Annotated in this window: 13 protein-coding genes; 8 read left to right on the top strand and 5 right to left on the bottom strand. The window is 66.2% G+C overall.

Annotated elements, in window-relative coordinates:
- Window positions 1–9 precede the first annotated feature (9 nt).
- Window positions 10–540, bottom strand: a complete 531-nt coding sequence (locus JWN03_RS28930; RefSeq protein ID WP_297621692.1) for a dihydrofolate reductase family protein — start codon at window positions 538–540, stop codon at window positions 10–12.
- A 1-nt stretch (window position 541) separates the two neighbouring features.
- Window positions 542–1,462: a helix-turn-helix domain-containing protein gene (locus JWN03_RS28925; protein ID WP_297621690.1), complete on the bottom strand. Its 921-nt coding sequence runs from the start codon at window positions 1,460–1,462 to the stop codon at window positions 542–544.
- Window positions 1,463–1,627: 165 nt separating this feature from the next.
- Here JWN03_RS28925 and yajC point away from each other — a divergent pair, with 165 nt between their 5' ends.
- The 5 genes from yajC to JWN03_RS28900 all read left to right on the top strand — a co-directional run bounded on the left by yajC (window position 1,628) and on the right by JWN03_RS28900 (window position 7,494).
- A complete protein-coding gene (gene yajC, locus JWN03_RS28920; RefSeq protein ID WP_297621689.1) occupies window positions 1,628–2,056 on the top strand; it encodes a preprotein translocase subunit YajC in 429 nt (142 codons plus the stop codon).
- A 96-nt stretch (window positions 2,057–2,152) separates the two neighbouring features.
- The gene (secD, locus tag JWN03_RS28915; RefSeq protein WP_297621687.1) at window positions 2,153–3,895 is read left to right on the top strand and encodes a protein translocase subunit SecD; all 1,743 of its coding nucleotides are present in this window, start codon (window positions 2,153–2,155) and stop codon (window positions 3,893–3,895) included.
- Window positions 3,896–3,897: 2 nt separating this feature from the next.
- Window positions 3,898–5,121, top strand: coding sequence for a protein translocase subunit SecF (gene secF / locus JWN03_RS28910; protein ID WP_297621685.1), 1,224 nt, complete (start codon window positions 3,898–3,900; stop codon window positions 5,119–5,121).
- A 111-nt stretch (window positions 5,122–5,232) separates the two neighbouring features.
- Entirely contained in the window at window positions 5,233–6,885 is a 1,653-nt protein-coding gene (locus JWN03_RS28905) for an ABC transporter substrate-binding protein (RefSeq protein WP_297621780.1), read from the top strand.
- Window positions 6,886–6,921: 36 nt separating this feature from the next.
- Window positions 6,922–7,494, top strand: a complete 573-nt coding sequence (locus JWN03_RS28900) for an adenine phosphoribosyltransferase (RefSeq protein ID WP_297621683.1) — start codon at window positions 6,922–6,924, stop codon at window positions 7,492–7,494.
- 22 nt (window positions 7,495–7,516) lie between these two features.
- On the opposite strand, the gene JWN03_RS28895 is transcribed toward JWN03_RS28900, so the two are convergent.
- Complete coding sequence (locus tag JWN03_RS28895; protein WP_297621681.1) at window positions 7,517–7,807, bottom strand: hypothetical protein; 291 nt, start codon at window positions 7,805–7,807, stop codon at window positions 7,517–7,519.
- Between the two features lie 178 nt (window positions 7,808–7,985).
- Here JWN03_RS28895 and JWN03_RS28890 point away from each other — a divergent pair, with 178 nt between their 5' ends.
- Window positions 7,986–9,179, top strand: a complete 1,194-nt coding sequence (locus JWN03_RS28890) for a PucR family transcriptional regulator (RefSeq protein ID WP_297621679.1) — start codon at window positions 7,986–7,988, stop codon at window positions 9,177–9,179.
- On the opposite strand, the gene JWN03_RS28885 is transcribed toward JWN03_RS28890, so the two are convergent.
- Window positions 9,176–9,463 carry a hypothetical protein gene (locus JWN03_RS28885; RefSeq protein ID WP_297621677.1) on the bottom strand — a complete coding sequence of 96 codons (288 nt, stop codon included), beginning with the start codon at window positions 9,461–9,463 and terminating at the stop codon, window positions 9,176–9,178. The genes JWN03_RS28890 and JWN03_RS28885 overlap by 4 nt on opposite strands.
- A gap of 135 nt (window positions 9,464–9,598) precedes the next feature.
- Here JWN03_RS28885 and JWN03_RS28880 point away from each other — a divergent pair, with 135 nt between their 5' ends.
- Window positions 9,599–11,578, top strand: coding sequence for a peptidoglycan DD-metalloendopeptidase family protein (locus JWN03_RS28880; protein ID WP_366914490.1), 1,980 nt, complete (start codon window positions 9,599–9,601; stop codon window positions 11,576–11,578).
- A gap of 3 nt (window positions 11,579–11,581) precedes the next feature.
- Here the strand turns inward: JWN03_RS28880 and JWN03_RS28875 are convergent, their stop codons facing one another.
- Window positions 11,582–12,142 carry a TetR/AcrR family transcriptional regulator gene (locus JWN03_RS28875; protein ID WP_297621675.1) on the bottom strand — a complete coding sequence of 187 codons (561 nt, stop codon included), beginning with the start codon at window positions 12,140–12,142 and terminating at the stop codon, window positions 11,582–11,584.
- 61 nt (window positions 12,143–12,203) lie between these two features.
- Between JWN03_RS28875 and JWN03_RS28870 the strand changes: the two genes are divergently transcribed.
- Entirely contained in the window at window positions 12,204–12,710 is a 507-nt protein-coding gene (locus tag JWN03_RS28870) for an SRPBCC family protein (RefSeq protein ID WP_297621673.1), read from the top strand.
- The last annotated feature ends 231 nt before the right edge of the window (window positions 12,711–12,941 follow it).

Genomic DNA, 12,941 nt, shown 5'->3' with positions numbered 1-12,941 from the left:
GCGCGGCGGTCAGTCGCGCACGACCGCATAACGGGCACAGGTGAGTTCACCGTTCAGTGCCACTTCGGTGGGGGTGAGCTCGAGTCGCCGCGGCAGCAGCGGTGCACCCGATCCGAGCATGACGGGTGCGTAGGACACCACGATCTCGTCGAGCAGTCCATGATCGGCGAACTGCCCCGCCAGCTCCCCGCCGCCCACCACCCACAGCTTCTTGTCCCCGGCCGCCTCTGCCATCCGCGCGTAGACGGCCGGTACGGATTCGCTGGTGAAGCGAATATCGTGCTCGGGCCGCGCCGCGAACTCGCGATGGGTGAGAATCCAGCAGGGCATATCGAACGGCCAGGCATCGGGGTCATTGTCGAGCAGCCACTGATAGGTATTGGCGCCCGCGACCATCGCGCCGATTCCGGCGATGAAACCGTCGAAGCCCATCGGGCCGTCGCCGTCGGACTTGCGCGACAGCAGCCAATCGAGGGAATGCTCGGCGTCGGCGATGAATCCGTCCAGACTGCTGGCGGTGTAATAGGTGGTGAAGGACATCTCAACCTCTCTGTCGTAGCCACGTGATCGGATCTCCGTGGCCGAGTTCTCGTGTGGTATCGGGCAATTCGGCGGACAGCCACTGCCGCGCCAGCAGTCGGCGATGCGCGGAGTAGGTGAGCACGTGCGCGATGACGCTGCCGAGCACGAAGCTCTCGGGCGGATCGCAGAGTGCGTCGATGAGGGTGTCGTTCCAGCCCCCGCGCCGGTCGATCTCACGCACCGTCGCGAGCCAGCGCGGACCGATCTCCTCGAAGCATTCGAGCAGTGCTACCGGCTCATCGCTCGGCTGCTGTGGACTGTCCGCACCCTCGACCGCCGCCAGCCACACCTGTTTCGTCCACACCAGCTGCAATAGCACCGCGGCGAGCGATTCCTCGGTGCCGGACCACGGGATCACCGTGAAGCCCGGGGCGCGTACGTGGCGGTACCGGTCCGCACTCAGTCCGGCCGCGAGATGCAACAGCTCCCGGGTGTCGTCCAGATCCTGATGCAGCATGATCGCGGTCGGATCCATATCGGCCCGTCCTTTCGGTTCGCTCTCCACCCAGAGCGACATGGGCGGATGGAAGTGGACGCCGTTTACGGTCGGCAGCCAGCGCGCGGCCCGCTCGATACCGGTGCTGCTCGGCGGATGCCCGTATGCCCGGCTGTACGCCCGGCTGAAGCCCTCCACCGATTCGTATCCGGCCGCGAACGCCACGTCCGTGACGCTCCCGCCCCGGCTCAGCTCCCAGGCCGCACGTTCCAGCAGCACCCGTCGTCGCAGCGCCACCGGGGATTCGCCGGTGCCGCGGGCGAACTGCCGGGAGAAGTGGAACGGCGAGGCATAGGCCCCGGCCGCCATTTCGCCGAGCGTCGAATTGTCCTCTGCCAGTACCGCGTCCAGCAGTTCGCGAAGCCGATCCCGTCCGATGTGCACCCGATCAGTCTGGCCGGACCGCCCGCCGCGGCGCTTGACTGATCTTGCTGTGTCCTTCGCCCTGGGCGAATCCAGTACAGGTCGGCGCGGCCTATCTCAGCTTCAGCTGGCAGACTGTCTGGGAAACGACCACACGACCACTCAAATTAAGGGCTGACTTCGACGATGGACCTTCTGCTGCCGCTGCTGCTGGTTGCCTTGCTCATCCCGATGTTCCTGGGCGTCCGCCGCCAGAAGCGGGAACAGGCCAAGGTCGTCGAGATGCAGGACACCCTGAAGGTCGGTGACCGCGTCGTCACTACGTCGGGCCTGTTCGGCACCGTGGTCGAGGCCGATGACACCTCCGTGGATCTCGAGATCGCCGAGGACGTCGTCACCACGTGGCTGCGTGCCAGCATCCGTGAGATCCGCAATGAGGATGCCGCCGCCACGACCGAAGAGTCGACCGATACCGCTTCGGAAGCCGAGTCCGACAACGCCCTGGAGGCGGAGTCCGATAACGCCAACGGGGCGAAGTCCGACAACGGCCTCGGGGCGAAGTCCGACGCTGCCACCGAGAACGCCGACGACGCCCCCCGGCTGTCCAAGGACTGAGATTCCCGCGCGCCGTCGGCCTCCGCAATCCGGTGGCCGACGGCGTTGCGGTGTGCCCGCTCGTTCCACCTCGAATCCGCCTAGGAGATAAGTACAGTGCCACCTTCCCAGGGAACGGCGCATCCATTGCGTCTGCTCGGCGTCTACGCCGCACTGGTGGCCGTGATGTTCGGCCTGGTGTTCTTCACCGGTGACAAATCCGCCAGCCCCAAACTCGGCATCGATCTACAGGGCGGCACCCGTGTCACCCTGACGCCGCGTACCCCCGATGGCGGGAAACCGAGCCAGGACAGTCTGCGCCAGGCGCAGAGCATCATCGAGCAGCGTGTCAACGGCCTGGGTGTCTCCGGTTCCGAGGTCCTGATCGACGGCGACAACCTGGTGATCACGGTCCCGGGTGAGAACGGCGCGCAGGCCAAGGCCCTCGCCACCACCGCCAAGATGTACATCCGCCCCGTGCTGCAGTCCATCGCCCCGCAGGTGAAGGACGGCAAGCCGGTCGGCCAGCAGCCCGGTGCCGCGCAGCAGCCCGGTGCGCCGCAGTCGCCCGCCGCGGGGCAGCAGCAGCAGCCCGCCGCGCCGCCGGCGGAAACTGTGGCGCCGAGCGACGCGCAGACGCCGCCGACCACTGCCGAGGCCCCGGCCGCGCAGAACCGGGTGTTCCCGGCGCAGGCGCCGACCACGCCGTCGGCTCCCCCTGCCGCGCCGGCGCAGGTGTCACCGCAGCAGACCCAGCAGGATATCGCCGCCGCAAAAGCCTTGCGGCAGAGCACCGATCAGTCGGTTCAGCAGGAAGCCATGCTGACCATGGACTGCACCAAGCCGGATCCATTGCAGGGCAATGACGATCCGAACCTGCCGCTGGTCGCGTGTGGCACCGACGGCCAGCAGGTCTACCTGCTCGACAAGAGCCGCCTCGACGGCCAGGAGATCAAGGACGCCTCCGGAGTCTTCGAGCAGAAGGAATCCAAGTGGGTCGTCAATGTGGACTTCAAGTCCGGCGGCGCCGACACCTGGGGCAAGCTGACCACCGAGTTCTACAACAAGCAGCTCGCGTTCGTTCTTGATACGAAGGTCGTCAGCGCGCCCGTTGTGCAGCAGGGTGGCCAGTACGGCGGTAGCACCTCCATCTCCGGTACGGGCATCAACAAGTCCACCGCGCAGGAGCTCGGCAATACCCTCAAGTACGGGTCGCTGCCGCTGTCCTTCGCGACCTCCGAGGCCGAAACAGTCTCGGCCACACTGGGTTTGTCGTCCCTGCACGCCGGTCTGATCGCCGGCGCCGTCGGCCTGATCGCGGTGCTGCTCTACTGCCTGCTCTACTACCGAATGCTCGGCTTCCTGGCCGGCTTCTCGCTGGTCGCCGCGGGTGTGGCGGTGTATCTGCTCATCGTGCTGCTCGGGCGGTCCATCGGATTCACCCTGGACCTGGCGGGTATCGCAGGTTTGATCATCGGTATCGGTTTGACAGCCGACTCGTTCGTGGTGTTCTTCGAACGCATCAAGGACCAGATGCGCGGTGGTCGTAGCTTCCGATCCGCGGTGCCTCGCGGCTGGAAGCGCGCACAGCGCACCAACCTGTCGGGTAAGACGGTGAGCCTCATCGCGTCTGCGGTGCTGTACCTGCTGGCCGCAGGTCAGGTGAAGGGCTTCGCCTTCACCCTGGGTCTGACCACCGTGCTCGACATCATCGTGCTGTACCTGGTCACCTCGCCGCTGTTGATGCTGGCGTCGCGCTCTGCCTTCTGGGCGAAGCCGTCGGTCAACGGTCTCGGCGCGGTGGCTGAACTCGCCCGGGAACGCAAGGTGGCGTCCGGCGTTCTGGTAAAGGAGGCGTGATCATGCGCGATACCAGCTCCGTTCTTGATATCGATTCCGAACTCGACTACGAGTCGGACAAGACGACGAAGAAACACAGCCTGTTCGAGCGGCTCTACACCGGCACCGGCGGATTCGAGATCGTCGGCCGGCGCAAGCTGTTCTACGGTCTGGCGGCGGTACTGCTGCTGATCGCCATCCTGAGCATCGGGATTCGCGGTTTCACCCTGGGCATCGACTTCGCCGGTGGTTCGCGGATCCAGCTGCCCGCGGACGGCGCCACCACCTCACAGGTGGAGAAGGTCTACAACCAGGCCCTCGGGCACGACGCCGTGACGGTCCAGAAGGTCGGTTCGGGTTCGGCCGCGACCATTCAGATCCGCTCGGACACGCTGTCCCGGGAGCAGACCGACACGCTGCAGAACGCGTTGTTCAACGCGTTCAAGCCGAAGGACTCGGGCGGACAGCCGAGTATGAACGCCATCAGTACCGCGGAGATCAGCGAGACCTGGGGTGGCCAGGTCACCCACAAGGCTTTGCTGGCGCTGGGCGTCTTCGTACTGCTGACGATGATCTATATCGCGATTCGCTTCGAACGCGATATGTCCATCGCGGCCATCGGCTCGCTGTTCTTCAACCTCGTGGTGACCGCGGGTATCTACTCGCTCGTCGGTTTCGAGGTGACACCGGCGGCGGTCATCGGCCTGCTCACCATCCTCGGTTATGTGCTCTACGACAATGTCGTCGTCTTCGACAAGGTCGAAGAGAACACCGACGGGGTGCTGAATCTGACCAAGCACACCTATGCGGAGAAGGCGAACCTCGCCGCCAACCAGACCCTGATGCGATCGATCAACACCACCATCATCGGCATCCTGCCGATTATCGGCATGCTGGTGATCGCGGTATGGCTGCTGGGCGTGGGCACGCTCAAGGACCTGGCGCTGGTGCAGCTGGTCGGCATGATCGTCGGCGCGTACTCGTCGATCTTCTTCGCAGTGCCGCTGCTGGTGACCATCAAGGAGCGCTTCGGCCCGGTGGCCGCGCATACCAAGAAGGTGCTGGCTCGTCGCAGCGGTGCGTCGACCGGGCGGGCAACCGATGCGGCCGCGCAGCGTGCGGATGCGGCCAGCCGTCCGGTCACCGTCGGTGCCGGGCGGGAAGCCTCCGCATCGCGTCCGCGCGGTGGTGAGGGACCGCGACCTGGAACTCGGCCGAGCGGGAAACGAACCAAGAAGAGGCACTGAGCTATGCGCAGGGGGTTGCCGTCGGTGGTCGATAAGAGGGCCCGCCGCGGGGGCTATTTCGCGGCTCGCCGCGGTGTCGTCGTCGTGCTCGCCGGTGCGGTTGCCGCGGGTATGGTGACGGGCTGCGCCGGGAAGAATCAGGTGCCGTCCATCGGGTACGGCGTGGACACGGTTGTCGCCAGTTACAACGGCGGCAGCACGCTGGGCGCCGAAAGTGGTGCGGCGGCGGTGTTCTCGCGCGTCCTGACCGGGTTCTTCTATACCGGTCCGGACGGGCAGCCGGTGGCGGACACCGATACCGGCACCGCCAAGGAGGTCCCGGGCGATGCCCAGACCATCCAGTACCGGTTGAATCCGGACGGTAAGTACTCCGACGGCACACCCACGTCCTGTGACGATCTGGTGATGGCGTGGGCCGCGCGCAGCGGCCGGTTCACCAAAGCCGGTCCGGGCGGACCGATTCCGATATTCGATGCGGCGAGTACCGCCGGGTACGCCGATATCGAGCGGGTGGATTGCACGCCCGGATCCAAGGACGCCACCGTGGTATTCCGGCCGGGCCGGCACTATTCGGCCTGGAAGACGCTGTTCAATGCCTCCGAGTTGATGCCCGCGCACATTGTGGCCACGGCGGTGCAGGCGCCGAATGTGGTGGTGCCCCTGCAATCGGGTGATCAGGCGACCGCCGAGCGTATTGCCGATTTCTGGAACAACGGCTGGAAGCTCGCCCCCGGCAAGCTGGACCTCAATGTGCTGCCGTCCTCGGGTCCGTACCGGATCGAATCCTTCGGTGACAAGGACGGTCTGGTGCTGGTGAAGAACGAGCACTGGTGGGGTAATCCGGCCAAGACACCGCGCATTGTGGTGTGGGACAAGAACACCGATCTGAAGGCCAAGGTCGCGGCCAAGGCCGTCGGTGTGCTCGATGTGGGCACGGGCGCGCTCGGTGACGGCATTCCGAGCGGTTTCTCGGCCGAGAATTTCCCCAGTCGCGGCGTGGAGCAGCTGGTGCTGAGCACCGGCGGCGTCTTCGGCAATGTCGCGGCGCGGCGCGCGTTCGCCCTGTGCGTACCGCGGCAGGCGCTGTTCGACAAGCTGGGCCACCCGGGTTTCAAGGTGGATTCCGGCCTCGGTGCGGGTCCGCTGAATTCCCGTACCGTGCCGCAGGATTCGCTGTACTACGGGGCGATCTCCGGTGCCGCCGACAAGTACAAGAACGGTGATGTCGCCGCGGCCACGCAGGCCTCGAGCGGGGCCGGACTGCAGAATCAGACCATCCGCATCGGCTATCTGCGCCCGGACGATCGGCGCGCGCAGACGGTCGCCATGATCGTCGACTCCTGCAAGGCCGCCGGTATCACGGTGGTCGACTCGGGGACGCCGGACTTCTCGGCGCAGCAGCTCACCGACGGCAAGGTGGATGCGATTCTCGGTGGTACGGCCGCCATGCCGGGACCTTCCGGATCGCTGTCGGCTACCGATGCCATTGCGGCGTTGCACACAGGCCAGGGCCTGAATTTCAATAGGTACGGTAACGGTCGCTACGATGCCATCGCGGATCAGCTTGCGGCGGAGGACAACTCGACCACCGTGCTGAACTTGCTCAATGAGCAGGAAAACCTGCTGTGGAGCGAGATGCCGTCGATTCCCCTGTTCGCCACCCCACGCACCATCGCGTTCGGTGACGGAATGCGGAATGGAGTCGCCAGCCCCACCAAGGCAGGTGCGGGCTGGAATATGGATCGTTGGGTGCTGGAGCGGTAAAGACCGCGGTGGCGTGGTGAAGAGGAGCGGGTGTAGATGAGCAAGCATGGAATGGTGGATACCGACGAGACCGTCGGTGAGCGCACCGCCCGAGCGGCCGAAGCCGTACAGCGGCTGACCCGCTGGCACGACGACTTCCCGACTCCCGGAGTGCGTTTCGCCGACCTGACGCCGGTATTCGCGGATGCCGAGGGCTTCCGCACGGTGCTCGATTGCTTCGCCGCCTGCGCACCGGACGCGGATCTGGTGGCGGGCATCGATGCGCGCGGTTTCCTGCTGGGTGCGGGTGTGGCCGCGGTGCTGGGCACCGGTGTGGTGGCGGTGCGCAAGGCGGGCAAGCTGCCGCCGCCGGTGATCAGCCGTGAGTACACGCTCGAATACGGTTCGGCGGCACTGGAAATCCCGGCCGACGGCATCGACCTGAAGGGTCGCCGGGTGCTGCTGCTCGACGATGTGCTGGCCACCGGCGGCACGCTCGCCGCCGCGGCGGCGCTGTTCCAGGCGGCCGGCGCCGAGGTCATGGCCGCGGCCGTGGTGCTCGAGCTGGGCTTCCTCGACGGCCGGTCGAAGCAGGGCGATTACCCGCTGACCTCGATCGTGAAGCTCTGAGCCGAACCCGCACGGTGGTCCGTCAGGCGACGATGCGGGCGATGATCCCGGTGACAACGAGCCAGAACAGTGCGGCGAGACCGTAGTTCACGGCGATGTCCATATGGGGTGTTCCGGTATGGAACAGGCCGGGGAAGAACAGGGCCAATGGTTCGGCCCACGCTTTAATGATGGTGAAGAACCGGTTCGTCTGATCCGCGCCGAAGTCCAGCAGCAGAATGTAGACGACTTCGATGATCGCGAAGAGAGCGCCGATGCCTCCGATCAACCGGGCGGCGGTGCTCTCGCGGTAGGTGTCGTACATATAGGGCATAGGGCGGTAATGCCCTATCCGCGCCCCTCGAAACGGTACCAGCGACCGGTCGGTCGCGGAAAAACCGTGCGGGCGTGCAGTTTGTTCGGATGACAGGATGTGAGCAGCCTGTCATCCGGATTGCCCTGCTGTGTCCGTTTGCCGTGCAGGCGGATTCGTTCACGCTCACAATATCGAGATGAGTACTGCACCGGGGGAGTCGGCAGCACCGTTCACGGAATTCCTGACCGCGCACCTGCCAGAGGTGGCGCGGGAGATGATGACCGCCGTGGTGCGGGCGGTCCCCGACTACGAACAGCTGCCCACCGAGCGGGTCGAACAGGACCTGATCCGGCGCTCCGAGGAGAACCTGCGCCTGTTCGTGCGCCTGCTGATCGAGGAGCGCGAACCGGGTGCGGCCGACCTCGACGAGATGATCGAGGCGGCGGTACGCCGTGCGCGCGAGGGGATTCCACTCGATGCGGTGCTCGCGGTGTATCACCGGGGCGCGGTGGCGGCGTGGAATTTCATGGCCGCGGGGGCGCGTACCCCGGAGCAGCGTGATGCGCTGATCGCGGCGGTGCCGCAGCTGCTCGGATATCTGGGCGCGGTGGTGCCCGGCGTCGCCGCGTCCTATCTGCGTGAGCGCCAGGATCTGCACTGGGAGCAGCGGGAAGTGAAACGCGCACTGGCGCAGGCGCTCCTGCAGGGTAAGCCCGCCGAATTGCTCGCCGAGCGCTTCGGCATCACGCTCGGCCGCTATCACGTGCTGGCGCTGCGCACCGCCGAAGTTCCCGCCGCCACCGACGGAGCCCGGCCCGCCATGCGCGTCATTCACGGCGAAATCGACGCACTGTCCCCGCAGGCTCTGACGGTGCTGGACCGGTCCGGCGGCTGGGCGCTGGTGCCCGCGACCGAACCGGGCGCGCGCCTGGATGCCGCGATCGCGGGTATCGCCGCCGCGGCGGGCGTGCGGGTGATCGCCGGAACCGCCACCGCCACACTGACTTCCGATATTCCGGCCCGTGCCGAGGAGGCCGGTGAGATCGCGCGCCTGGCCATCGGATTGGGTCGACCGACCGGTGTGTATCGCATGGCGGATCTGGCGTTGCAGTACCAGTTCGCGCGACCGGGACCGGCCCGCGCCTGGCTGCTCGGGCTGCTCGAACCCCTGACCGCGCACCCGCATCTCATGGAGGCCCTGCGCGCCTATCTCACGCACGACCACAATCGGGTCGCGGCCGCGGAGTCCCTGGTGGTGCACCGCAATACGCTGAACTACCGGTTGAACCGCATAGCCACCCTGACCGGCTACGACCCGGGCCGGTCCGAGCACACGCCGCTGTTCGCCGCGGCACTCACCGCATTCGACCTCGCCGCGGCCGATCTCTAGCGGGCCACCATCCGTGCGATGAAGCCGGTGACAACAAGCCAGAAGATAGCCGCCAGACCATAATTCAGGATGATGTCGATGGTGCCGTTGCCGGTGTGGAACAGTCCCGGGAAGAACAGCGCCAGCGGTTCGGCCCATGATTTGATGAAGACGAAGAACCGATTGGCCTGATCGGCCTCCAGTACCAACAGCAAGATATATACGCCCTCGAACAGGGCGAACAGTGCTCCGACCCCGCCGATGATTCTGGCGGCGGTGGCCTCATTGCGCGTGACGTACGGCATTAGGTAGGGATGCCCGATGTGTGCCGCTCGAAACGGCGTCAGCGCGTGTCGAAACAGTGTTGTGCTCCCTGAAACCGTGTGTAGGCCATGGCATGATGTTCCTGTGACCTCTGCGGCGGCCGTGAGTATTCGAGCGTGAAGGCCAAAGCCCTGATCGTCGGCGCCATCGGCCTGGCCGGGATGGTGCTCCTGCTGCTCCTGGTCATTATTCTGCCCTCCAGCGAAGAGACCTGTGGCGCGGGCACACCGGTGGTGCCCTCGACCACCCAGGCGCTCACCGAACCCAATTGCCCCGCCACCGGAGCGGCTGCCGAGGCCGGTTTGCAGGACGGCGCGCTGCGCGCGCTGCGCTGTGTGGTCGCCCGTTTCGGCATGCTGGATATGCGCGGCGTTGTCGCCGACGACGCCTATCCGGACCATAGGGAAGGCCGGGCCGTCGAATTCATCGTCGGCAATGACCAGGCCAAGGGTGATGCCATTGTCGCCTTCCTGCAGCAGAGCGCGGCCAACTTCCACATCGACTACGTGATGTGGAAGCAGCGCAGCTGGACTCCCGACGCTGCCAACGGCACCCAGTGGACGCCCATGGAGGATCGCGGCGATCCGGTGCGCAATCACATGGATCGTGTCCAGGTGACCATCAAGACCGTGGTGGCCACCTCGACCGTCAGCGCGCCGCCGGAGGTTTCGCTGGCCTCGATGCCGGGTGCGGTCAATGAGGCGGGCAAGCTGACCGGTGTGGGGCGGCGTCAATACCCCATGGCGGCAGGCTCTTTCACCGTCTCCGATGTGTTCGGCGCCCGCGGCGGCACGCATATGGGTGTCGACTTCGCCGGTGCCGCGGGCACACCGATCTATGCCGCCTCCGATGGTCTGGTCGTCGCTTCCGGTCCGGCGTCGGGTTTCGGTGACTGGGTGGTCATCGACTCGATCGACGAGAGCGGTAAGCGCTACTCCACGGTCTACGGGCACATGTACGAGTCCGGCATCTTCGTGCACACCGGCGATATCGTCACCATGGGACAGCACATCGCCGATGTCGGTTCCAATGGCGAATCCACCGGCCCGCACCTGCATTTCGAGGTGGTGCCCGGCGGCCGGCTGACCGGTGGAAAACAGGTCGACCCCCTGCCGTGGCTGGCCGGTTCCTCGCTGCCGACCGCCAATGCGCCCACCTGTGAGAACGGATTCGGTTCTGCCGGAGGCAATCTCGCTCCGGGCAAGGTGCCGCCCGAGCTGGAGATCTGGTATCGGCGCGCCGGATCGCTGTGCCCGCAGATCAGCGCCTCGCTACTGGCCGCGCAGGGACAGCAGGAATCGGGTTTCCACCGCGGTCTCACCTCACCCGCCGGCGCGGAAGGCTTGGCGCAGTTCCTGCCGGGTACGGCAGCCTCACTGGCCCCCGACGGACAGCCGTATGTGATCGACGCGGACGGTAATGGCAGCGCCAGCCTCTGGGACGACGGCGACGCCATCATCGGCCAGGGCCGCTATATGTGCGCCATCGCGCAGAAGATTCAGGGCTGGGAGAACGAGGGCAAGGTGACGGGTGATGTCACCGCCCTCTCCCTGGCCGCCTACAACGCGGGTGAGGGTGCGGTGCTGGCGTCGGGTGGCATGCCCAACCAGGTGGCCGCGCACTTCACCGAAACCCGCCCCTACGTCACGAATATCCTTGCGGCCGAGGCGAATTTCCGCAGTATGGGCAGCGACGGCCGGTTCCAGCCCGATTCCTCCGCCACGCTCGGCCCGCAGGTCGTCACCGCCGGGCAGCAATGGCTCGGTACCCACTATGTTTTCGGCGGCGGCGGTGCGCAGGGCCCATCCAACGGCGGCTTCGACGAACCCGGTTTCACCACGGCCTCGGTGTTCGCCGCGAGCGGCGGCGCCATCACCCTGCCGGGCACCGCCGAGCAGCAGTGGGAACAGGGCGTCGAGGTCCCGCTGATCAAAGCGCAGGCCGGTGACCTGGTCTTCGGCAATTTCGGAGTCCGCGGCCCCGCGACCGTCGGCGTCTACACCGGCGACGGCCGCATGCTGCACGCGGAACCCGGCGGCGTAGTCGCCGAAGTCCCCCTGCAGAACGGGATGAAGGCCCGCCGCATCGGGCAGTGAGAGTCAGGGCGTGAACGCCCGTAGGACCTCATCCACGTAGTGCTGCCAATCGCCGGGGTTCGACGGCAAGGCCGCCGGGACTGTGCGCCATAGCTGCGCGTTGCCGAGGTAGGCGCTGTAGACCAGCACCGCCCGTCGCCGCGCGACCTGTTCCGGGAGACCCAATTCTTCGAAAAGCTTTGCGATGTAGGCGATCCGGCGTTCGGTGACGCGGGCCAGCACCGGCTCGAGTATCGGATCGCCGGTCCCCGCGAGCAGTACTGCCAGATTGTCCCTGGTGTGCACGAACGCGGCGGTGAGCAGCGTTCGTAGCCGTCCGGCGGCGTCCGGAACATTGTCGACGAGTGCGATGACCGCGTCGGTCTCGTCGTGCTCCCAGCGCTCGAGTGCGGCTCGCAACAACTCGTCACGGTTGGCGAAATGCCAGTACGCGCTCCCTTTTGTCGCGCCGAGCTGGGCGGCCAGCGGTTCGATGGCCACCGCGCCGACGCCCTTCCGGGTGAGTGCGACCAGGGCTGCCGCGATCCAATCCTCGCGTCCGAGTCGTCGCCTCTTCTCCGCCATGAATCCATACGGTACCGTATGGAAAATGTTCCATACGGTACCGTATGGGGGAGGGGATCCAATGATTCGCAATGTTCACCTGCGCACCGTGCCCGTGCCCGCCGACGTCGCGGGCACACTGCTCGACCGTCTCGCCGAACCCGGAAATCCCGTCTGGCCGAACCAGAACTGGCCCGCGCTGGTCCTGGATCGTCCGCTGGCAGACGGTGCGGACGGCGGCCACGGCCGTAACCGATACTCCTGCACCAATTACCAGCCCGGTCGGCGGGTGGAGTTCACGTTCGGCCCCGAATCGCCTTTTGTGGGCACACACGCTTTCGACGTGCTGAAGAGCGGCGCGAATGCCTGCGTACTGCGGCATGCCATTATCGCGACCCCGCGTGACCTGCGTGGCCGTCTGCAATGGAGCCTGGTCATCCGGTGGTCGCACGACGCGATGATCGAGGAGCTGCTCGATCGTGCGGCGACAGCGGTCGGCCATCCGCCGGCGCGGCCCGCCCGATGGTCCCCGTACGTTCGCCTGCTCCGTGGCACCCTCGCGCGGTGGAAGCAGCATCCGGAGGGTTGAGGTTCCCGAAGCTCGGTGACCGCATGCGGTGAGAGTCGGGTCACGAAATATGTACTTGCACGGCCTCGTTGACCTTGGTTATCGTGGAGCCGTTCCCAGCCCCATCCGATCGGAGACATTGCGTTGATTTCTTGAGGTAACCGCCGCGTGGCCCGCAGTTCGTGCGCGCCGCATTTTCGCGATTACCGCTGGGAGTCCGTATGTCATATCCCGTTATTTCTGTGTCCGATC

Origin of the sequence: Nocardia sp. (assembly GCF_025465275.1) — a bacterium.
Lineage (GTDB): Bacteria > Actinomycetota > Actinomycetes > Mycobacteriales > Mycobacteriaceae > Nocardia.
Note: the sequence above shows the minus strand (reverse complement) of the source record. Positions and strands in the feature narration are given on the sequence as shown.

Bases quoted from the DNA above. Each gene is read 5' to 3' on its own strand.
- JWN03_RS28905 (WP_297621780.1), top strand. From the start codon at position 5,233: ATGGTGACGGGCTGCGCCGGGAAGAATCAGGTGCCGTCCATCGGGTAC.
- JWN03_RS28885 (WP_297621677.1), bottom strand. From the start codon at position 9,463: ATGCCGTACGTCACGCGCAATGAGGCCACCGCCGCCAGAATCATCGGC.
- JWN03_RS28895 (WP_297621681.1), bottom strand. From the start codon at position 7,807: ATGCCCTATATGTACGACACCTACCGCGAGAGCACCGCCGCCCGGTTG.
- JWN03_RS28900 (WP_297621683.1), top strand. From the start codon at position 6,922: ATGAGCAAGCATGGAATGGTGGATACCGACGAGACCGTCGGTGAGCGC.
- secF (WP_297621685.1), top strand. From the start codon at position 3,898: ATGCGCGATACCAGCTCCGTTCTTGATATCGATTCCGAACTCGACTAC.
- JWN03_RS28930 (WP_297621692.1), bottom strand. From the start codon at position 540: ATGTCCTTCACCACCTATTACACCGCCAGCAGTCTGGACGGATTCATC.
- JWN03_RS28890 (WP_297621679.1), top strand. From the start codon at position 7,986: ATGAGTACTGCACCGGGGGAGTCGGCAGCACCGTTCACGGAATTCCTG.
- JWN03_RS28870 (WP_297621673.1), top strand. From the start codon at position 12,204: ATGATTCGCAATGTTCACCTGCGCACCGTGCCCGTGCCCGCCGACGTC.
- yajC (WP_297621689.1), top strand. From the start codon at position 1,628: ATGGACCTTCTGCTGCCGCTGCTGCTGGTTGCCTTGCTCATCCCGATG.
- JWN03_RS28875 (WP_297621675.1), bottom strand. From the start codon at position 12,142: ATGGCGGAGAAGAGGCGACGACTCGGACGCGAGGATTGGATCGCGGCA.